The sequence below is a fragment of the Novosphingobium sp. UBA6272 genome (assembly GCF_002440635.1).
Lineage (GTDB): Bacteria > Pseudomonadota > Alphaproteobacteria > Sphingomonadales > Sphingomonadaceae > Novosphingobium.
Window position 1 is genome coordinate 65,263 of sequence record NZ_DJUW01000028.1, and the last position, 19,083, is coordinate 84,345.

Genomic DNA, 19,083 nt, shown 5'->3' on the forward strand with positions numbered 1-19,083 from the left:
GCCACCTCCCCATCGGCTGCGCCGACAGGGAGGTTTTTCTACGCCAACCCTTTTTCCGTGCTCCGCTGGGTCGCATCGCCCAGGCTGCTGCCGCCGTCGATGTCGAGGATCGCCCCGGTGATGTATTTCGCGGCGGCGCTGGACAGGAACACCGCGCCCTCGGCGATTTCCTCGATATAACCCCAGCGCTTCATCGCGATCCGGTCGAAATGCTTCTGCTTGGTCGAGGCATCGGGGGCGAGGCGGGCCATACCTTCGGTCCCTTCGATCGGGCCCGGCGAGATGCCGTTGACCCGCACATTCGGACCCCATTCGAGCGCGAGCACCCGGACCAGTTGGTTGATGCCGGCCTTGGCCGCGCAGGCGTGCGCCTGAAGCTGCATCGGCTGCTCGGCCTGCCCCGCCGTGATCGCAATCAGGGAGGCATTGGGAGCGAGCAGATCGTGGCAGCCGCGGAACACGTTGAAAGTGCCGAGCAGGTCGATGTCGACTACGGTCTTGAAGGCATTGGCGCTCATCCCCAGCGCCGGCGCGAGGAAATTTCCCGCCGCGCCTGAAACCACGATGTCGAGCGGGCCGAACTGGTCGCGAACCTGCGTCATCGCGGCGACAATCGCGCCATAATCGCGCACGTCCGCCGTCAGCCCGATCGCGTCGTGGCCGATTTCGGCAGCGGCGTTCGCCGCCTTCTCCGGATTGCGGCCCAGCACCGCGACCTTGGCGCCCAATTCGGCATAGCGCTTGGCGATGCCCAGATTGATGCCCGAAGTGCCGCCCGCGATAAAGGCGACCTTGCCGGCCAGCAGGCCGTCCTTGAAGGGTGATGTCATGTCAATCGCTCCTCAGCGCGGGGCCATGCGGATCGCGCCGTCGAGGCGGATGCATTGGCCGTTGAAATAGGAATTGCGGACCAGTTCCATGGCCAGGCTGCCGAACTCTTCGGGCTTGCCCAGCCGCTTGGGGAACGGGACCGAAGCGGCCAGGCTGTCGAGCACGTTCTGCTTGGCTCCCAACATCAGCGGGGTGGCGAAAATGCCTGGCATGATCGAATTGACCCGGATGCCCAGGTCCGACAGGTCACGGGCCATCGGCAGGACCAGCCCGTTCACGCCGGCCTTGGCTGAGCCATAGATGATCTGCCCGATCTGCCCGTCTTGCGCGGCAACCGACGCGGTGAGCGTGATGCAGCCGCGCTCTCCATCCTCCAGCGGATCGAGGCTGGCCATGCCCTCGGCCGAGATCGAAGCGATCCGGTAAGAGGCGACCAGTATGCCCTGCACCCCGTATTCGTAATCCTCGGTAGGCGTGCGGCGCAACTTGCCCAATTCCTTGTCATAGGCCAGCGTCTTGCCGCGCTTGCTGGTCATCGCGCAGTGGACGGTGATCCGTTCTTGGCCATGCGCGGCGCGCGCCTTGGCGAAGCCATCGAGCACCGACTGTTCCGAGGTAATGTCGACCCGGCAGAACAGGCCGCCGATCGCCTGGGCGACTTCTTCGCCTTTTTCCTCATTGACGTCGAAGATGGCGATTTTGACCCCGGCCGCGGCCAAAGCCTCTGCCGTGGCCCGGCCCAAACCCAATGCACCGCCGGTCACCACCGCCGCAGTCGTTGAATCAATCCGCATTTGACTCTCCTGTTAATCGAGCGATTAATGACGCGAGCGGCGATGCTGGGCAAGCACCAATCGCCGAACGGGAGAGCAAGCGATGACCGCAACCAAGGCCTATGGCGCAACAGCCCCGGATTCGGGGGTCAACCCGCTGACGATCGATCGCCGGACCTTGCGCGACGAGGACGTGGCCATCGACATCGCCTTTTGCGGAGTCTGCCATTCGGACCTGCATGCCGCGCGCAACGACTGGAGGCGGACCAATTATCCGTTCGTGCCCGGGCACGAGATCGTCGGCACAGTCAGTGCGGTTGGCGCCGGGGTAACCCAGTTCAAGGTGGGTGACCGGGTCGCTGTCGGCACCACGGTCGATTCCTGCCGCAAGTGCGATGCCTGCCACGACGGCGAAGAAAATTACTGCCGCGAAGGCGCAACCGGCACTTACAACGGCAAGGACCGGATCGATGGCAGCCCGACCTACGGCGGCTATTCCAAGGCCATCGTGGTGGCCGAACCTTATGTGCTGCGCGTGCCCGATGGCCTCGACATGGCCGCCGCTGCCCCGCTGCTTTGCGCCGGGATCACCACTTACAGCCCCTTGCGCAACTGGAACGTTGGGCCGGGGACCAAGGTTGGTGTCATCGGCCTGGGCGGCCTGGGCCACATGGGGGTCAAGTTCGCCAAGGCGCTCGGCGCCGAAGTGACCATGATCACCACCTCGCCCGAAAAGGGTGTGGACGCGCGCAAGCTGGGTGCTGATCACGTGCTGGTCTCGACCGACAAGGCCGCGATGCGTGCCGCAGGGCGCAGCTTCGACTTCCTGCTCGATACGGTGCCGGTCAAGCACGATGTCACGCCCTACCTGTTCCTGCTCGATCGCAAGGGCACGCTGTGCATCGTCGGGATGATCGAGATGATGGAGCCGTTCCATTCCGGCTTGCTGCTGCAGGGCCAGAAGGCGGTATCGGGATCGGGTGTTGGCGGAATCGCGCAGACCCAGGAAATGCTCGACCTTTGCGCAGCCAAGGGCATCGCGGCAGAGACCGAAGTGATCAGGATGGATCAGATAAATCACGCCTTCGAACGCATGGAGAAAGCCGACGTTCGCTATCGCTTCGTGATCGACATGGAGACGCTATGACGCACACCGTCGACCTCTACTGGAGCTTCCGCAGCCCCTATTCGTACATCGTCGTGCCCAAGCTGCTGGAGCTGGAGCGCGATTGGGACGCGAAGGTGAACGTCAAGCCGGTGCTGCCGATCGCGGTGCGCCAGCCGGAATTCTTCACCAATTCCGACCCGCTGTGGTTCACCTATCTGATGCGCGATTGCATTCGCAGCGCCGAATTCGCCGGAATGCCGATGCGCTGGCCGCGGCCCGATCCGGTGGTGATGGACTTTGCCACCCGGACCTATCCCAAGGAGCAGCCCTACATTCATCGCCTGACCCGGCTGGGAACGCTTGCGGCGGAGCGCGGCAAGGGTCTGGCCGTGCTGCGCGCGATCAGCCACCTGATCTGGTCGGGAGAGACGCAGGACTGGCATGAAGGCGATCATCTCGCCAAGGCGCTGGCAGCAATTGGGCTCGACCTGGCCGAGATGGATGCGGTGCAAGAGGCAGAGGCCGAACGGCTCGACGCCGCGATCAAGCAGAACGAGGCCGACCAGCGCCTCGGCGGGCATTACGGCGTGCCGCTGATGGTCTATGACGGCGAGCCGTTCTTCGGGCAGGACCGTTATGATCAGCTGGTTTGGCGGATGCAGCAGAAGGGCATGGCGGGCCGCTAGCTGCGTCGGCGCGGGGCTCTAGTGAAGGTCCAGCCTTCGGGCATAGTCCGTGCGACGAGATTGCCGATCGAGGCGGGCTGGCGGGCGATCAGACTGTCGAATAGGCGCGCTACCGCCGATCCGCGCGGAGCTTCGCCGTCCAGCTCGGTTACGATCCGCGTGATCACCCGCAAGGCCACGGCGCGGGGGGCCTGGGGGCGATAGGTCAGCCCCATCGGACCCTTGCTGACCGCTTCGCCCCACTCGCGCGCGGCTGACCAATCCAGCGCTGCGTCGGCATCCGCGAGGTTGGCGGCGCTGAGCGCAAGCGCGGGGACATCGAGCCAGTCGGCCCCGGCAATTGCCTTGCGGACCCGCGCGCGGTCGAAACGGTCATCGCGGTTGGACGGATCGTCGACTGCGTGCAGTCCGGCCACGGCCACAACCTCTGCCAGCTCGCTCCGCCGCCAGCCCAGCAGGGGGCGTACCAGCGGCAGCCGGGTGCCCGGGACAGTGCCGCGCGCGCGGACACCGGCCAGCCCCGCAACCCCGCTGCCACGGTTAAGCCGGAGCAGCAGGGTCTCCGCCTGATCGTCGGCGTGATGCGCGGTGACGAGCGCCGACAGCCCTTCGCGCTCCATCCAGCCAGCCAGCGCGGCATAGCGCGCGGCGCGGGCATTGGCCTGCACATTGCCCGGATCCACCTGCACAATCAGTGCAGCATGAGAAACCTCAACTATACTTGAGATCTGCGAAACGAAGGCGGATTCCGCCGCGCTCTCTGCCCGCAGGCCATGGTCGACAGTGGCGGCGGCAACCCTTCCGGGCAGGGCGGCAGCGGCGAGCAGCAGCAAGGCCAGACTGTCCGGCCCGCCCGATACCGCCACCCCAAGCCGCCCCTCGCCTTGCCACAGCGCGGCCAGATCGGCAGCGAAACGCGCCGTCAGATTGGGATCAGGCGAAAGCGCGGAAGCGGACAAGGCGCGGCATCAAGCCGGGCACTTCAGCCCGCCCCGGGTCGCATCGTACTGCGCCTTGAGCCGGCCGGCGGCTTCCTTGGGGAATTCGCGCCCGAACTGCTCAAGCGCCACGCAGGCGCGATTGGTGTCCTTCATCTGGCGCATCGATTCCGCCAGGTAGAGCACCGAATCCGGCGCGCGATCGCCCTTGGGGTCGGCCTTGTAGTTCTGCAGGAACCAGCTCGCCGCCTCGCGCGGATTGCCTTCGTCCAGATAGGAACGGCCCAGCAGGTTGCGGGCATAGGAGACCCGGGCATGCTTGGGGTACTTGGTCAGGAACAGCTTGAGCTGCTGCTGCGCCTCGGGCTGGAACTTCGCCTCCCACAGCCGGAAGCCATAGGAATATTCGTCGTCGCCCGGATCGCTGGTCTCCGGCTTGGCGATCGCGCGCACCGCGGCAAGGCGCTTGGCCGAAGGATCGGCGGGCTTGGCAGTGGGCGTCGATGTCGCCGGCTTGGGCGTTGCACTCGTGGTCGGGGCGGGGCTCGAGGCACCGCCTGTCATCGCCGAATGGTTGCTGCCAGTGCTTGAACCGCCAGCCTGCGCCGGAACCGCCGACTTGCCGGCTTCCAAAGCGGCAAGGCGCGCTTCGAGCTTGTCGAGCCGGTTGCGGTCTTCCTCAACCTGCGCGGTCAGACGCGAGACCTGCCCTTCCAGCCCGTCCATCCGGGTCAGCATGTCGGCGTTGGGATTGCTGGCTGGCGTGCCTGCCGGGGTCGTCCCGGACTGGCTGGGCTGCAGCTGCGGAAAGAAACGGCCGTCTCCGCCCGGAAAGACCACACGCTGCAAGGCCGAGACTTCGGCTTCAAGCTTACGGATCCGGGTTTCAAGGCCGGTATCGCCCGCGCTCTGCGCCAGGGCCGGCGCGGCGATCGCCAGCGATAGGGCCAGCAGCAAGGGCTTCTTGTGGATCAGGTGCTTCATCGTGTGCAGTCCATGCAAAAATCGAATTGACGCGGCCATGCTCCAGCCCCGCCGAACCGGAGATGAACCGGGAGTTTGGCTTAGACAGATGGACCGGGCGCTGTCGAGCAGCCGGGCAAAGCTATCCGCAGCCCAGTTGCTGGATTTCCTCAAGTTGCCGAAGCAGACGGCGCCGCGGCAGGAGCAGGTGGCGGCTCGTTGGCCGGCGCAACAGCCGGCGTTGACGCTGCCGGGCTTGCGGCCGGTTGCGCGACCGGAGCGGAACGCCGGTCCCGCTGGCGCGGCTGAGATTGCTGCTGGCGGGGTGGCTGCGCATTGGGCGTTTCGACCGGCACCGGCACAGCGGCGGCGGTACCCCGCGACAGCAGGGCGCTAGCCGTTACCGGCACATCGCGAATGGTCGTCTGCACTTCTGCCAATTTGGGTACCGATTGTCCGCCAATAGTTATTGCCAGAGCTTCGGGCCGCGCGGTCATGATCCGCACATCGGTCTGGTCAGCCGGGACGGTCCAGCTTTCACCCTGAACCATCTCTTTCTGGAACAGCTGGTTGCCGGCACCATCGGTGAATTTGACCCAGACCTTGCCATCCAGCGCGGTGAATACAACCGGACCGGTCGGGGCCGGCACAGCCGCCGGTGCAGCCTCGCTTTGCGCGGCCACGGCCGGTTCGTCAGAAAGGATCGAAGGGAGCGTCATGCCCGGGGCGATCATCGAGCGGTAGAGGAAGAACAGCCCGGCCAGCACTGCGATAATTCCCAGAGCGGACAGCCAGACCAGCCGCGAACCCGGCACCCGGGCAGGATCGCCAGGCTCAAAAGTGGGAATGCCCCGACGCGGTTCGGCCGGTTCAAAATCGACCAGTTCGCCCCGCACTGCAGTAACGATCTCATCTGCATCGAGACCCACAGCCTTGGCATAGGATCGCGAAAACCCGACTGCATAGGTCCGCGAAGGCAGGGCCGAAAAATTCCCGTCCTCGATCGAGGTCAGGTGACGTTCGGGAATTCTGGTTATGGCCGCAACCTGGGCGCGGCTCATCCCCGCCGCCTCGCGTGCGCGGAGCAGGCGTGCCCCAATCCCTTCAAGAGGCAGTTCAGCCTCTTCCACGTCAGTTTCCGACATTCCGACCCCGAAAGTTGCAACCCTGGTATTCCAGTCGGGCGGGACAATCCGCTTTTACCGCACAGAGTCAACGGAAAAGCAGCGCGGACAGGCCAACCAGACGGCAGGATGGCCCGGAAATGTGACAGGCCGGTGTCGCCCGCAGTTCAGGGCCTGTCGTGGGACTAGTCGGTATCAATCCCACGCTCCGCAGCCCAGGCTGACAGGGTGTCACGCAGGCTCGGGGGTGGGCTGGCGAGCCATTGGGTCATGGCCTGGCCCAATTCGGGCAGATCAACCTTGCGGACCAGTTCCTTGATCGGCCCGACGCTGGCCGGGGTGATCGACAGGCGGCGGATTCCGATCCCCAGCAGCGCCAGGGCTTCCAGCCGCCGTCCGCCCATTTCCCCGCAGACGGTGATATCGATCGGGTAGCCGGCCAGGTTCAGCTGAACCCGCTTGAGAAACCGCATGATCGAAGGGCTGAGCCAGTCATAGCGTTCGGCCAGTTTGGGATTGGCGCGATCGGCCGCGAACAGGAACTGAGTCAAGTCGTTGGTCCCGATCGACAGGAACGACAGCCTGGGGGCCAGCACATCGAGCTGCTCGGCCAGAGCCGGCACCTCGAGCATCGCGCCATAGCGCACCGCCTCGGGCAGCAGCTTCTTCTGGCCCTTGAGGAATTTGCGCTGAGTCTCGAACACCGCGCAGGCCGCATCGAATTCCCACGGTTCGGAGACCATCGGGAACATCACGTTGAGCGTGCGCCCGGCCGCCGCTTCGAGCAGCGAACGGGCCTGGACCTTGAGCAGCCCTTCGCGCTCCAGCGCGACGCGCAGCGCGCGCCAGCCCATCGCCGGGTTCTCCTCATGCTCGCCATCGTTGTGGCGCAGGTAGGGCAGCACCTTGTCGCCGCCGATGTCGACCGTGCGGAACACGACCGGCTTGTCGCCTGCGGCATCGAGCACGTCGCGGTACAGCCGGGTCTGCCGTTCGCGCGCCGGAAGCGTGGCGGAGACGAGGAACTGGAACTCGGTCCGGAACAGCCCGACCCCGTCGGCCCCGGCCAGGGCCAGGTTGGGCATGTCATCGCGCAGGCCGGCGTTCATCATCACGGTGATGCGGGTGCCATCGCGGGTGAACGGCTCGACATCGCGCAAGGCGGCATAGGCGGCCGCGCGTTCCTTGCTCTTGACGAAGCGCAGGTCAAAGGCCTCGACCATTGCCTCGATCGGGCGAACGGTCGCTTCGCCCTTTTCGGCGTCGAGCAACAGCGGATCGCCATCGCGGACCACCCCGCGCAGGCTGCGGACCCGGCCCAGCACGGGAATCCCCATCGCCCGGGCGACAATCACCACGTGCGCGGTAAGCGAGCCTTCCTCAAGGATCACGCCCTTGAGCCGGCGCTTGTCATATTCGAGCAGCTCGGCCGGGCCGAGGTTGCGGGCGATCAGGATCGTGTCACTGCGCAGGCCTTGCGATGCCGCCGTACCCATCTGGCCCGAGACGATCCGCAGCAGGCGGTTCGACAGGTCTTCCAGATCGTGCATCCGGTCAGCCAGCAGCGGATCGTCGATCTGCCGCATCCGCATCCGGGTGCGCTGCTGGACCCGCTCGATCGCCGCCTCGGCGGTCAGTCCGGAATCGATCGCCTCGATGATCCGGCGGCTCCAGCCTTCGTCATAGGCGAACATCTTGTAGGTCTCGAGCACCTCCTCATGCTCGCCCCCCACGCCGAACTCGGCCTGGCTCGCCATCTTGTCGATCTGCTCGCGCATCTTGTCGAAGGCGAGATAGACGCGCTGCAGTTCGGCATCGCGGTCTTCCGCCATGACGTGTTCGATGGTGATCCGCGGCTGGTGGAACACGGCGTTGCCCGCCGCCAGCCCCTTGACCAGGATCAGCCCGGGAAGCCGCGCGGGACCAGTCTGCTGGGGGCCGAGCGCGACGTCCTCATCATCAACCAGTCCGGCGCCGGCGATCAGTTCGGACAGGACCATCGCCACGGTCTGCAGCGCCTCGATTTCCACTTCCTCATAGCGGCGCGGATCGGCATGCTGGACGCAGAGCACGCCGACAGCGCGCTCACGGCGAACGATCGGCACTCCGGCAAAGGAGTGAAACTTCTCTTCGCCGGTCTCGGGGCGGTAGGAGAAGTCCGGGTGCGCGGTCGCCTCGGCCAGGTTGAGCGTTTCGATATTGTCGGCGATCGTCCCGACCAGACCCTCGCCGATCGCCATGCGGGTGACGTGGACCGCTTCCTGCGCCAGCCCCTTGGTGGCGAACAGTTCCAGCATGCCTTCGCGCAGCAGGTAGACCGAGCAGACCTCGCTATCGAGCCCCTCGCCGATCACCTCGACCACGGTGTTGAGCTTTGCCTGGGCATGACTGCGCGAAGCCATCACGTCGTGCAGGCGCGTGAGGATGGTGCGGGCGGCGGAAACGGCGCTGGTCACTGGCATAGCGCCAGCCTAGACCAAAGGTTGGCCCTTGGGAACGGACGCGGTCGTTACTGCAAACGAATTTTTGGCGGCCCCGCCGAGGCGACGGGGCGCTGCCATCTGGCGACTAGATGTGCGCCAGCTCTTCCTTGATCCTGAGCTTTCGCTTCTTGAGCGACTGGATCATCGCGACATCAGGCAACGGGCGGCTCTGTTCTTCCTGAATCTGCCGTTCAAGACCGGCATGCTTGAGCTGCAACGCGCTGGTATGCGATTGTTCCATCCGGGATTCTCCTTGTGTTAGCCCCAGGGCTGCAAGGACACCGCCGATAACCGACTCGGCATTCGGCGAGTCACTGCGATTGTCATGAAAACATATTAAGCCTATCTTGCGAAGCACCTTCGTAAAGTCCGGCGTCAGGGCGCAGCGGCTTTGCGGTGAACCGGCACATGGAGTTTGCGGGCGTGAACGAAGAGGAGATGCGCAAGCGCCTGGAAATGCTGAAGGTGGAGCATCGCGATCTTGACGCTGCCATCGATGCCTTGACGGCGGCCGGATCGAACGACCAGCTTCAGATTGCCCGACTCAAAAAGCGCAAGCTGCGTCTCAAAGACCAGATCATGATGATCGAGGACTATCTGATCCCCGACATCATCGCCTAAGCAGCGGCGCGGTGGCCGGACCGGCCCGCAGATCACCCGCAGCCGGATCGGTTCGTCCCGAAAAACCGTCCCCCCAAGGGACAGTCCCGAAATGGTGTGGCAAACTTTCCGTGAGCCTGTTGGCAAGCATGATTCCGCGCGCCTATCGCGGCCCCAGACATGGCAAGCCCGGCAAGCATCAATCCCCGGATCATCGAGGGACTCTATTGTGAGGCCCTGGTCCTTTCGGACGAGGTCCGCGCAGCCTTTGCGATGTCGGGGCGGCTTGAGCAAACCGGCGATGACGAGACAACCGTCGCGCTGAGCTGCGAGGCGCTGCGCACGACCACGCGGATGATGCACGCGGTCGCCTGGCTGCTCAACCACCGCGCCTTCTTTGCCGGAGAGCTGAGCGAATTCCAGCTGCGCCGCCATGGCAAACTGGCCGATTTCCCGGAAGCCGATCCGCACCGACTGGGCCTGATCGACGGGCCGACCCGCGAGCTGATCCAGGCCACCGAGCGTTTCCACGCCCGGCTCAAGCGGCTCGACAACGGCTGGCGCGAGCGCGATCCCGCCAGCCCCAGCGCGATCGCCGCGCTGCGCGAACGGCTGGGCGCGCAAGTCAGGGGTTAGAATTTTTCCCGCGCGCCGATTGAACCGCGCAGGTTCATCCGACGACATCTCCTGCGAAGTCGTTGTTCGGCAGAGTGGCGATCGCGCGATCAGCCGCGGCGGGACCTTTGGTTTCGATTCCCGAGGGAGACCCCAAGTCCCGAGGGAGACCCCAAGTGACGACAGTGCTTAGATCCGCCCTGGCCCTGGTGCTGTTCAGCCAGACCACCGCAGCCCAGGCCACGTGCACCCTGCCAGTGGAAACCGCGCTGCCGCGCACCCAGGTCGTGCTGGTGGCACCAAATGGCCAGACCACCACACAGGTCACCGGTGCCGACGGCAAATTGACCCTCAAACGCCTGCGCAGGGGTGCATGGCTGATGCGTCTCGCCAGCCAGACCGGCGCTGTCCCGGTCCAGGTCGGCGGCGACCGCAAGCTGGTGATCCAGACAGTGACCGTCAGTTATAGCTGCAGCGCGCCCGGTGGACCCGCGCGGCACGCGGCTCACCCCGGGCTCAGGCAGCTGAACCGGAAAGCCGACTAGACGCGGGCATCAGGACTATTCCCGATCATCCGATGGCTCGAACCGTGTTACCCAACGCGGCGCGCCGTGTTCGGACCGTTCGATATCGGGCACGGGTACCGGATCGTCCCCCGTCTCGATCCAGCCGCGCCCGTCGCACTTGTCGCAAATGCAGCGCTTTGAGCGCTGGCTGACAAGATCGAACTCGCGGTTCCACTGGCCGTGCCCCGCGCATAGCGGGCATCGCCGGTCGAGATCGCCACTGCGGTGCCGCAACGGAATCCCGTCAAAAGCATGCGGATCATGCGGGCCGGTGCAAGTGACAATCCGTTTTTCGTGCGACATGCGGCAAAGCGATCCTAGGCCTGCGCCGCATCCACCCGCGCCTTGTCGCGGTGGAACCAGTGCCCGGCCAGGAAGAAGGCCGGCAGCGCCAGCATCGATACCACGGACATGCTCAGCGCCGCGCTGCTGTAAGGCTGGGCACTGCCCGCCGCGCGGAACAGATCGATCAGCGCGCCGGTGGCGGTGATCCCGATCCCAAGGCCGACCGCGTTGACGCAGAGGATGTTGAACGCCACCACCGTCGCCCGCGAGGAAGGCGGCGAAAGCTCCTGAATGGTTGAGACCGCCGGGCCATAATAGGCGCAGAGCAGAAAGATCCCCGCGCCGATCCCCGGCACGAACCAGATCGAATCCGCCGGGACGATCCGGAAGCCCAGCGTCAGCGGGGCCAGCGCGAGGATCATCCAGAACAGCAGCATCGCCCGGCCCGATTTGCGGGTGCGGTACCACCAGTCCCCGGCATAGCCGCCGAACAGGCTGCCGGCGATTCCCGCAACCACGGTCATGAACCCGGTCAGCTTGGCGATTTCGGCCCGTTCGAACCCGCGTTCTTCCACGAACCACAATTGGTCGAACGCCGCCGCGCCAACCGCGATGTGCAGCGCCACCCCGCCGCCGATCACCAGGCACAGCGCCGGCGATTGGCGCAGCGCGGCAATCAGCACCCGCATATGCCCGCGCCAGCCGGGGCCGTGGCTGTGGACTGGCGGCCCCACCACCCGGTCATCGCGCACCAGCCACATCAGCGCCGCCAGCACCATGCCGATTGCGCCGAGCAGGTAGAAACAGTTGCGCCAGCCGATCGTCGGCCCGAGATAACCCGCGACCAGCAGGCTCGCCCCCGCCCCGATCGGCACACCAAGGTAATAGAGCGACATCGCCAGCCCCAGTTGCGACGGCTTGAACCGGTCCGCCACCAGCGACGCCGCCGCCGGGGTCAGCGCGGATTCGCCCACCCCGATCAGCGCGCGCGGCACGGCCATCGAGACAAACCCCTTGGCCGCCCCGCTCACCGCGGTCAGCAGCGACCAGGCCGCAATTGCCAGCGCAATCAGCCGCCCACGGTGCATCCGGTCGGCCAGCACCCCCATGAGCAGCCCGGCGACCGCATAAAAGACGATAAAGAACAGCCCTGTCAGAAGGCCAAACTGGGTATCGCTCAGCCCCAGCTCGGGCTTGATGAAATTGGCGAAGCTGGGCAGCAACTGGCGATCGACGAAGTTGAGCACGTTGATCACGGTGAGCAGCGCGAGCAGCCCCCAGGACGAGACGGATGAGTGCTCCGATGCGTTAGGGCCTGTGGCAGACATCGGCGCGCTCTCCTGGTTTGTGCTTTGGCGCATGGTGGCGGAGGCCGGCGGCGATGGGAAGGGGGAATGGTGGGGTGGGGGGGCATCACTCACCAGTTTGGGGTCGCCGAAGCTACCGAAGCAGTTGGTCAAGACTCTTTAGCGCTTAGGCAAATCCTCCTGCGACACAGAAAGACTTTCCTGATGGCCTAGGATCATCAAAAGATATTCTCGAGACGTAGGTCAAAGGTCGATTGAATCCTGGCAATTTAATGTAGCTTGAGCCGAATTTTCGCATGTGGCAGCTTTTGAAAAGGAGTCCGCTTCCGCACCAGCACGGATCACGCTTCTTGATCTCAGGTCCAGTCAACAAATCTTCGCCTCGGAGCATAGGTCCATATGAATACATACCCTTCGTAACAACACTGTTCGGCCCATAAACGGTACGATCAGCCTTTCCGACATGATATGTAGTTACAATGGTGGTGTCTACTCGTGCATCGATTACAGCACTATTACAATTCATCCCAATTGTCTTCATTGCATCTTTGTGTTTAGAAGCCTTTTGTAGCGAAAGGACAGCTTTACGCAGTGCGTGCTGATCTCTAGATTCAGATTTCGCAATCTTCTTTATACTAGCTCTTGTTCCCGGCTCGACCGCTGGCGTCCAACCTTCAATTTGAACAATCACACCATCTTCATCTAGAGTTCGACGGTTAATCACAAACCTGCTTGACGGCTTTCCACTTTCATCTAAATTTGAAATATTTAGACAGACAGGCTCTGTTGATTTGTCATATTTGAATCCGCAAATTAGAAACGTGAGAGAATTGGAAGTTAGCTTGTTTTTTACGAACTCAATTTCTATTTCACGTCGCAGCCCCTCCATCAAGCTGTCAAACGCGTCGTCTGTGTCGCCAGCGCGGTTCAAATAGGACATGATCCATTCGTCGGTGTCAAATCCATTGAATCTTGCTAAGCCAGTAAACGCAATCGCGACCCTAGCGTCATTGCAGCACAACACAGTCAGCTTGTTATAGTAGTCATCTACTACAGAACCGCTCGCCGTAATCCGACGATCACAAAGCAATATCGTGTATTTAGAATTCTGTATTGAAATCAGAAGAGTCACGGAATTTTCTCCTAGCACACTCTCGAGATGTCCCCATCATCCGTCCAATCTTTTGAGGTTGCAAGGGTACACGGAATACCGTGTCCCCGGCCTACGCACGCGCCCCACCAACTTTCCTACACCGCACCAATCTGCCAAACTCCGCCCCGCTCTTTCCCATTGTAACCGATCCCGCCCCCGCACAGCCGCGCCCACGGTGGAAGCTCACATAAGGTGACCAAAGGTAACAGGGTGAACGCGCGGCGTGTGGAGCTTTGTTACCTTTGCGTGGCACCCTTCGACAGGCTCAGGGTGGGCGGAACTTGCTTTAGGTTCCTTACTCGCTTCCCCATACCCCTCGACACTCGCCCCTACCCGCCCCATATCGACCGCTATGGAAGCCCCGCCCAAACCTTGGCCCACCGGCCTGTCAGAACAATGCGAGCCGCTGGTGCGGCGGGTGCTGGCGCCCAATGCTTCGCCCTATACCTTCACCGGGACCCAGACCTACATCGTCGGCGCGGGCGATGCCGTGGCGGTGATCGATCCTGGCCCGGCCGACAGCGGCGATGATGCCGATCCTTCGCCGTTCAAGGGCGCCGATACCAATGGCCGGGGCCATGTCGAGGCGATCCTCGCCGCAGTTGGCTCGGCCAAGATCGCCGCGATCCTGTGCACCCATACCCACCGCGATCATTCCCCCGCCGCCGCCGTGCTCAAGGCTCGCATCGGCGCACCGATCATCGGCTGCGCGCCCTTGGTGCTGAGCGACGACGGCCCGCGCGCCGACAGCGCCTTCGATCACAGCTATGCCCCTGACCGGGTGCTGGCCGATGGCGAACGGCTGTCTGGCCCGGACTGGACGATCGAAGCGGTCGCCACCCCTGGCCATACCAGCAACCACCTGTGCTATGCCGTGCTGGAAAGCGGCGCGCTGTTTACCGGGGACCATGTGATGGCCTGGTCGACTAGCGTGGTCTCTCCGCCGGACGGCGACATGGCCGCCTATATGGACAGCCTCGCCAAGCTCTATGAGCGCGAAGACACGGTGCTCTACCCCGCCCACGGCCCTGCCATCGACAAGCCGCGCCAGCTTGTGCGCGGGATGCTCGGCCATCGCCGCCAGCGCGAGGCGCAGATCCTGCGGCTGCTCGGCGAAGGGCCCCAAGCGATCCCGCAATTCGTCAGCGCGATGTACAAGGGCCTCGATCCGCGCCTGACCGGGGCGGCAGGGCGTTCGGTGCTGGCGCATCTCTATGACCTGAGGACGCGCGGCGTGGTGGCGGAGCAAGGCGAGACATGGCGGCTGAGCGCAGCATAACCGAGACCGAACGCCAGAACGCGCGGGCCATTGCCCGGCAGTTTGCCCTGCCCTGGTACCTGCTGTTCTTCACCGCGGCATTGGCAACCTGGGCCCTGTGGCAAGCCTATGGCCCGAAGGATCACGGCGACCCGATCGCCACCAGCCTCGCCGCCTTCGAGAAGGCCAACCGGCTGACGGTGTTCTCGGCCCAGCTGGCCCCGGTGGTCAGCGCTGATGACGAGCGCGGTTTTGGCCTGCTCAAGAGCCGCCAGGTCGCGGTGATCCCGGCGCGGGTGGACTATACGCTCGATCTCGCCAAGCTCGATTCCGGACGGTTCCGCTGGGATGCGGAGGGCAAGCAGCTGGCGGTCACCCTGCCCCCGCTGCAACTGTCCAAGCCAAATCTCGATGAGGCCCGCGCCCAGTACCTGCGCGAGGGGATCTGGATCACCGGCCCGGCCCAGGCCAAGCTGACCCGCGACAATACCCTGCTGGCCGAACGCCAAGCCGCCGAGCAGGCCGCCAACCCGGTTCTGCTGGACCTTGCCCGCAGTGCGGCCAAACAGGCGGTAGCACAGAACCTCTCGGTGCCCCTGAAGGTGGCCGGCTATGGCGACGTCAAGGTGACGGTGCGGTTCGACGGAGAGCCGAATTTGCCTTGACGAGCGGCATTGCAGTAAGGTTCATCTGGGTGTATTAGTTGCCTACAACGGGTCGCGGAGTCCAAGAGGGAGAAGCCGCGATGGCAACTGCATTCGATTCACCCGGTTCGCTGCAAGGCACGGAGGAGCGGTTCTTTTTCAAACTGGCCTGCGCGATCAGCCTGGTCATGGTCGCCGGCTTCTCGTTCCAGCTGGCCGCGGGGCGTTCCAGCTTCGCCGTGCCGCTGGTCTACCACCTCCACGCCGTTGTCTTCTTCGGCTGGATCGCGCTGTTCCTGACCCAGAGTTTCCTGGTCGCCAGCGACAACCTCGCGCTGCACCGCCGGCTCGGCTGGCTTTCCGCCCTGTGGGTGCCGCTGATGGTCGTGCTGGCCCTGGCCATTACTGTAACCTCGATGCGCCGCACCGGGGGGCCGTTCTTCTTCGATGCCAACGAATTCCTGTTCGGCAACCCGACCGGCATCCTTGCCTTCGCCATCATGGTCGGCGCGGCAGTAGCGATGCGCAAGCACACCGATTGGCACCGGCGGCTGATGCTGTGCGCCATGGCCGCAATCACCGGGCCGGGCTTCGGCCGTCTGCTGCCGATGCCGCTGCTGATCCCCTGGGCGTGGGAAATCAGCAACATGATCGGCATGATCTTCATTTTCGCCGGGATGATCCGCGACAAGCGGCATACCGGCGCGATCCATCCGGCCTGGTTCGTCGGGCTTGCCGCGATTCCGCTGTGGATCCTGGTGGGCGAACTGATTGCCTACACCCCCTGGGCGATCGACTTCACCCGCGAACTGATGGCCGGATATCCCGGCGCGGCGCGGCCGATGGAAGCATACCTGCCTTGATTAGTCGGGCCTGACGGGCCATCTGGAGCACTCTCCCAAGGAGTTGCCCCAGATGACTGTCCAGACCGAAAACCTTGCCGGGATCGACCTGCGCGCCGAGATCGAGCGGCTGCGCAAGGAGCGCAACGCGGTGATCCTGGCGCATTATTACCAGCGCCCGGAAATCCAGGACCTGGCCGACTACATCGGTGACAGTCTGGAACTGTCGAAGAAGGCGGCAGCGACCGATGCCGAGGTGATCGCGTTCTGCGGGGTCAAGTTCATGGCCGAAACGGCCAAGATCCTCGCCCCGCAAAAGACCGTGATCCTGCCCGACCTCGACGCCGGCTGCAGCCTTGAGGATTCGTGCCCGCCCGAAAAGTTCGCGCAGTTCCGCGCCGCGAACCCGGACCACATCGCCCTCACCTACATCAACTGTTCGACCGAGGTGAAGGCGCTGAGCGACATCATCGTCACCTCATCGAGCGCCGAGACGATTCTCGCCCAGATCCCGCCCGAGCAGAAGATCATCTTCGGCCCTGATCGGCACCTGGGCGGGTACCTCAGCCGCAAGTTCAATCGCGAGATGCTGCTCTGGCCGGGCGTCTGCATCGTCCATGAGGCGTTCAGCGAAACCGAGCTCTTGAAGCTCATGGCCCAGCACCCCGGCGCCCCGGTCGCCGCGCATCCCGAATGCCCGCCGCACATTATCGACCACGCCGATTACGTCGGCAGCACCAGCGGGATCCTCAACTACGCCAAGGGCTTTGAAGGTGACACGCTGATCGTTGCGACCGAGCCGCACATCATCCACCAGATGGAACTGGCGATCCCCGAAAAGACCTTTATCGGCGCGCCCGGCGCAGACGGCCAGTGCGCCTGCAACATCTGCCCCTACATGGCGCTCAACACGCTGGAAAAGCTATACCTCGCGCTGCGCGATCTGAAGCCGCAGATCCAGATCGAGGAAGGGCTGCGGTTGCAGGCGAAGAAGAGTCTGGACCGGATGCTGGAGATGGCCGGCGGGACAGTCGGCAAGGGGGATCTGGGGGCGCGGTGACCCCTGGATCCTACCGCACCGGCAATCCAAACATCAGCGCCCGCGCGTATTTCACCGGCGGCGAACCATAGCTCAGCACGGTGTCGTGATAGCGCCGCAGGGTGAAGCTCTTGCCCCAGCGCTGCTGCGCCTCGGCCCGGAGCATGCGGTGTTCTTCGTAGCCGGTGAAATAGCTCAGCAGCTGGACCGAGCTGAGGTTGGCCCGCACCCATTTGCCCGAGGCTTCGCGTTCGGCCTGGAAGGCGCCTTTCTGCATCAGCTCCATCGCCTGATCGCGGGTCATGCCTTCGGTGTGGATGCCGATGTCGAGCAGGGTGTTGGTGACCGAGCGCAGCCGCATCTTGAGCACGGTCAGCTTGAACAGCGGATCGCCATTCAGATAGCCCTGATCCTTCATCACCCCTTCGGCATAGACCGCCCAGCCCTCAACGAACGGCCCTGACCACAGCATTGCCCGCAGCGGATTGTCGGTGCGGTTGGAATGATCGAGCTGGAGGTAATGCCCCGGCATCGCCTCGTGGATCGAAAGGTCGTGGATCATGTATTCGTTGTATTCGGTGAGGAAACTGTTGGCCTGCTCGTCGCTCCACTCTTCCGGAATCGGGCTGACCGCATAGAAGTTCTGCTGGCCCTTTTCGAACGGCCCCGGCGGATCGTTGTAAGCGACCGCGTTGCCCTGCTGGAACTTGGGCATGGTGATGATCCGCACCGGCCCATCGGGCATGCGGATGAAGCCCTTTTTACGGACGAAGTTGGTCGCCTGCTCGGTCGTTTCGCGGGCGCGCTTCTCGAGCTCGCGGCGCGGCGGCTTCTTGGCATAGGACAAGGCCAGCGCCGCCTCGATTGCGGCCTGCTGCTGGCTGGCGCTCGGCTGTACGGGCAAGGCCGGAGCGCCGGGCTTGCCGGCCAGCACGGTCCGCGCCAGAGAATACATCTCGGCGCGGGTTTCCGCCTTGGCCTTGAGCGCGCGGGCTTTCAGCACCGGACGGGTCAGGTCGCTCATCAGCGCGAACTTCATCTTCTGGTCGTACTTGGCGGCACCCAGCCGGAAGTCGCCCCTGGCCTGCGGGACCAGCACCTCGTCGAGCCACTTCTGATGCTCGGCCACGGCAGTCTTGAGGCCGGCCAGCGCGGCATCGAACCGCGCCCGGTCCGCGGCGGACAGCACGCCCGCCTGCGGGGCCAGCATCGTCTCGGCGATCTCGACGATGCCGCCGTTCTGGCGCGACACGGTTTGCGCAAAGATCGCCGGGACGCGGGCCGGAACCAGCTGTGCGCGGCTTTCGGCCAGCATCGCGGGCAATGCCTCCATCCGCGCGGTCGCCGCCTTCAGCCGCACGTCCCACGGCGCGAAATCGCGGGCGGCCAGCGTGTAGAGCGCTCCCCCGGCGATATCGTTGTAGAGCTGCGGGTTCCACGCCCATTCCTGCAGCACATCATTGGCGAACAAGCGGTATTCGAGCTCGTTCCTGAGCATTGCATAGTCGACCTGATGATCGCGGCTGAGCAGCGCCGGGTTGATCCGGGTGAGTTCGCCCAGCAGCGCGCGCCATTCTGCGCTGCGGGCGGCGCGGGCCTGGGCGGTAATGCCGGGCAGCTGCGCGTCATAGTCATGCACCCCCAGCGCGGTCGCCTCGACCGGAGAGAGCCGCAACGCGGAAGCAATGAACCGCTCGCTCAGGACCTTGAAGGCGGCGTCACTCCTTGGCGAGCAGACCGCCGCGGCAGGGCGTTTGGCGGCATCGACTGGCAAAGCCGTCAGCGTCAGGGCAGCGAGCGGGAGGGCGGCAAGCAAGGCAAATGGCTTCATCTGATCTCTCCCCGGGGGAAACGCGTTCCGCTCAGGC

General features: G+C 64.3%; 20 protein-coding genes. 9 read left to right on the forward strand and 11 right to left on the reverse strand.

From position 1 onward, the window contains the following. Positions 1-38: 38 nt before the first annotated feature. Positions 39-830, reverse strand: coding sequence for an SDR family oxidoreductase (locus B2V17_RS13275; protein WP_292998466.1), 792 nt, complete (start codon positions 828-830; stop codon positions 39-41). A gap of 12 nt (positions 831-842) precedes the next feature. Further along, positions 843-1,625 carry an SDR family oxidoreductase gene (locus B2V17_RS13280; protein WP_292998468.1) on the reverse strand — a complete coding sequence of 261 codons (783 nt, stop codon included), beginning with the start codon at positions 1,623-1,625 and terminating at the stop codon, positions 843-845. An 82-nt stretch (positions 1,626-1,707) separates the two neighbouring features. Here B2V17_RS13280 and B2V17_RS13285 point away from each other — a divergent pair, with 82 nt between their 5' ends. Both B2V17_RS13285 and B2V17_RS13290 read left to right on the forward strand, forming a co-directional pair. Then, the gene (locus B2V17_RS13285) at positions 1,708-2,751 is read left to right on the forward strand and encodes an NAD(P)-dependent alcohol dehydrogenase (protein ID WP_292998470.1); all 1,044 of its coding nucleotides are present in this window, start codon (positions 1,708-1,710) and stop codon (positions 2,749-2,751) included. Beyond that, positions 2,748-3,398 carry a 2-hydroxychromene-2-carboxylate isomerase gene (locus B2V17_RS13290; protein ID WP_292998472.1) on the forward strand — a complete coding sequence of 217 codons (651 nt, stop codon included), beginning with the start codon at positions 2,748-2,750 and terminating at the stop codon, positions 3,396-3,398. The genes B2V17_RS13285 and B2V17_RS13290 overlap by 4 nt, the downstream gene beginning before the upstream one ends. Here B2V17_RS13290 and tilS read toward each other — a convergent pair. From tilS to B2V17_RS13315, 5 genes are all read right to left on the reverse strand, one after another. Beyond that, the gene (gene tilS / locus B2V17_RS13295) at positions 3,395-4,357 is read right to left on the reverse strand and encodes a tRNA lysidine(34) synthetase TilS (protein WP_292998474.1); all 963 of its coding nucleotides are present in this window, start codon (positions 4,355-4,357) and stop codon (positions 3,395-3,397) included. The genes B2V17_RS13290 and tilS overlap by 4 nt on opposite strands. A 9-nt stretch (positions 4,358-4,366) precedes the next feature. Continuing rightward, positions 4,367-5,320: a tetratricopeptide repeat protein gene (locus B2V17_RS13300; protein WP_292998476.1), complete on the reverse strand. Its 954-nt coding sequence runs from the start codon at positions 5,318-5,320 to the stop codon at positions 4,367-4,369. Between the two features lie 149 nt (positions 5,321-5,469). Then, positions 5,470-6,444, reverse strand: coding sequence for a helix-turn-helix domain-containing protein (locus B2V17_RS13305; protein ID WP_292998478.1), 975 nt, complete (start codon positions 6,442-6,444; stop codon positions 5,470-5,472). A gap of 164 nt (positions 6,445-6,608) precedes the next feature. Continuing rightward, the gene (gene ptsP / locus B2V17_RS13310) at positions 6,609-8,885 is read right to left on the reverse strand and encodes a phosphoenolpyruvate--protein phosphotransferase (protein ID WP_292998480.1); all 2,277 of its coding nucleotides are present in this window, start codon (positions 8,883-8,885) and stop codon (positions 6,609-6,611) included. 106 nt (positions 8,886-8,991) lie between these two features. Then, entirely contained in the window at positions 8,992-9,147 is a 156-nt protein-coding gene (locus B2V17_RS13315) for a YdcH family protein (protein ID WP_292998482.1), read from the reverse strand. A 182-nt stretch (positions 9,148-9,329) separates the two neighbouring features. Here B2V17_RS13315 and B2V17_RS13320 point away from each other — a divergent pair, with 182 nt between their 5' ends. The 3 genes from B2V17_RS13320 (at position 9,330) to B2V17_RS13330 (ending at position 10,666) form a co-directional block, all read left to right on the forward strand. Then, positions 9,330-9,527: a YdcH family protein gene (locus B2V17_RS13320; protein WP_292998753.1), complete on the forward strand. Its 198-nt coding sequence runs from the start codon at positions 9,330-9,332 to the stop codon at positions 9,525-9,527. A 159-nt stretch (positions 9,528-9,686) separates the two neighbouring features. Beyond that, complete coding sequence (locus B2V17_RS13325; RefSeq protein WP_292998484.1) at positions 9,687-10,142, forward strand: DUF1465 family protein; 456 nt, start codon at positions 9,687-9,689, stop codon at positions 10,140-10,142. Between the two features lie 155 nt (positions 10,143-10,297). After that, positions 10,298-10,666, forward strand: coding sequence for a hypothetical protein (locus B2V17_RS13330; protein ID WP_292998486.1), 369 nt, complete (start codon positions 10,298-10,300; stop codon positions 10,664-10,666). Positions 10,667-10,681: 15 nt separating this feature from the next. Here the strand turns inward: B2V17_RS13330 and B2V17_RS13335 are convergent, their stop codons facing one another. The 3 genes from B2V17_RS13335 to B2V17_RS13345 all read right to left on the reverse strand — a co-directional run bounded on the left by B2V17_RS13335 (position 10,682) and on the right by B2V17_RS13345 (position 13,411). Next, a complete protein-coding gene (locus B2V17_RS13335) occupies positions 10,682-10,990 on the reverse strand; it encodes a hypothetical protein (RefSeq protein ID WP_292998488.1) in 309 nt (102 codons plus the stop codon). 14 nt (positions 10,991-11,004) lie between these two features. Further along, on the reverse strand, positions 11,005-12,300 hold the full coding sequence (locus tag B2V17_RS13340) for a spinster family MFS transporter (RefSeq protein WP_292998490.1): 1,296 nt from the start codon (positions 12,298-12,300) through the stop codon (positions 11,005-11,007). Between the two features lie 145 nt (positions 12,301-12,445). Beyond that, positions 12,446-13,411 (reverse strand): SEC-C domain-containing protein, encoded by a 966-nt coding sequence (locus B2V17_RS13345; RefSeq protein WP_292998492.1) that lies wholly within the window; start codon positions 13,409-13,411, stop codon positions 12,446-12,448. Between the two features lie 373 nt (positions 13,412-13,784). Between B2V17_RS13345 and B2V17_RS13350 the strand changes: the two genes are divergently transcribed. The 4 genes from B2V17_RS13350 to nadA all read left to right on the forward strand — a co-directional run bounded on the left by B2V17_RS13350 (position 13,785) and on the right by nadA (position 17,236). Next, on the forward strand, positions 13,785-14,711 hold the full coding sequence (locus tag B2V17_RS13350) for an MBL fold metallo-hydrolase (RefSeq protein ID WP_292998494.1): 927 nt from the start codon (positions 13,785-13,787) through the stop codon (positions 14,709-14,711). Further along, positions 14,690-15,355 carry a DUF4230 domain-containing protein gene (locus tag B2V17_RS13355; RefSeq protein WP_292998496.1) on the forward strand — a complete coding sequence of 222 codons (666 nt, stop codon included), beginning with the start codon at positions 14,690-14,692 and terminating at the stop codon, positions 15,353-15,355. Before B2V17_RS13350 ends, B2V17_RS13355 begins: the two co-directional genes overlap by 22 nt. Before the next feature lie 80 nt (positions 15,356-15,435). Beyond that, on the forward strand, positions 15,436-16,197 hold the full coding sequence (locus B2V17_RS13360; protein ID WP_292998498.1) for a hypothetical protein: 762 nt from the start codon (positions 15,436-15,438) through the stop codon (positions 16,195-16,197). Between the two features lie 52 nt (positions 16,198-16,249). Further along, positions 16,250-17,236, forward strand: coding sequence for a quinolinate synthase NadA (gene nadA, locus B2V17_RS13365; RefSeq protein ID WP_292998500.1), 987 nt, complete (start codon positions 16,250-16,252; stop codon positions 17,234-17,236). Positions 17,237-17,246: 10 nt separating this feature from the next. On the opposite strand, the gene B2V17_RS13370 is transcribed toward nadA, so the two are convergent. Continuing rightward, positions 17,247-19,031 carry a DUF885 domain-containing protein gene (locus B2V17_RS13370; RefSeq protein WP_292998502.1) on the reverse strand — a complete coding sequence of 595 codons (1,785 nt, stop codon included), beginning with the start codon at positions 19,029-19,031 and terminating at the stop codon, positions 17,247-17,249. Positions 19,032-19,083 lie beyond the last annotated feature (52 nt).

Bases quoted from the DNA above. Each gene is read 5' to 3' on its own strand.
- B2V17_RS13275 (WP_292998466.1), bottom strand. From the start codon at position 830: ATGACATCACCCTTCAAGGACGGCCTGCTGGCCGGCAAGGTCGCCTTT.
- B2V17_RS13280 (WP_292998468.1), bottom strand. From the start codon at position 1,625: ATGCGGATTGATTCAACGACTGCGGCGGTGGTGACCGGCGGTGCATTG.
- B2V17_RS13285 (WP_292998470.1), top strand. From the start codon at position 1,708: ATGACCGCAACCAAGGCCTATGGCGCAACAGCCCCGGATTCGGGGGTC.
- B2V17_RS13290 (WP_292998472.1), top strand. From the start codon at position 2,748: ATGACGCACACCGTCGACCTCTACTGGAGCTTCCGCAGCCCCTATTCG.
- B2V17_RS13300 (WP_292998476.1), bottom strand. From the start codon at position 5,320: ATGAAGCACCTGATCCACAAGAAGCCCTTGCTGCTGGCCCTATCGCTG.
- B2V17_RS13305 (WP_292998478.1), bottom strand. From the start codon at position 6,444: ATGTCGGAAACTGACGTGGAAGAGGCTGAACTGCCTCTTGAAGGGATT.
- ptsP (WP_292998480.1), bottom strand. From the start codon at position 8,885: ATGCCAGTGACCAGCGCCGTTTCCGCCGCCCGCACCATCCTCACGCGC.
- B2V17_RS13315 (WP_292998482.1), bottom strand. From the start codon at position 9,147: ATGGAACAATCGCATACCAGCGCGTTGCAGCTCAAGCATGCCGGTCTT.
- B2V17_RS13325 (WP_292998484.1), top strand. From the start codon at position 9,687: ATGGCAAGCCCGGCAAGCATCAATCCCCGGATCATCGAGGGACTCTAT.
- B2V17_RS13335 (WP_292998488.1), bottom strand. From the start codon at position 10,990: ATGTCGCACGAAAAACGGATTGTCACTTGCACCGGCCCGCATGATCCG.
- B2V17_RS13340 (WP_292998490.1), bottom strand. From the start codon at position 12,300: ATGTCTGCCACAGGCCCTAACGCATCGGAGCACTCATCCGTCTCGTCC.
- B2V17_RS13350 (WP_292998494.1), top strand. From the start codon at position 13,785: ATGGAAGCCCCGCCCAAACCTTGGCCCACCGGCCTGTCAGAACAATGC.
- B2V17_RS13355 (WP_292998496.1), top strand. From the start codon at position 14,690: ATGGCGGCTGAGCGCAGCATAACCGAGACCGAACGCCAGAACGCGCGG.
- B2V17_RS13360 (WP_292998498.1), top strand. From the start codon at position 15,436: ATGGCAACTGCATTCGATTCACCCGGTTCGCTGCAAGGCACGGAGGAG.
- nadA (WP_292998500.1), top strand. From the start codon at position 16,250: ATGACTGTCCAGACCGAAAACCTTGCCGGGATCGACCTGCGCGCCGAG.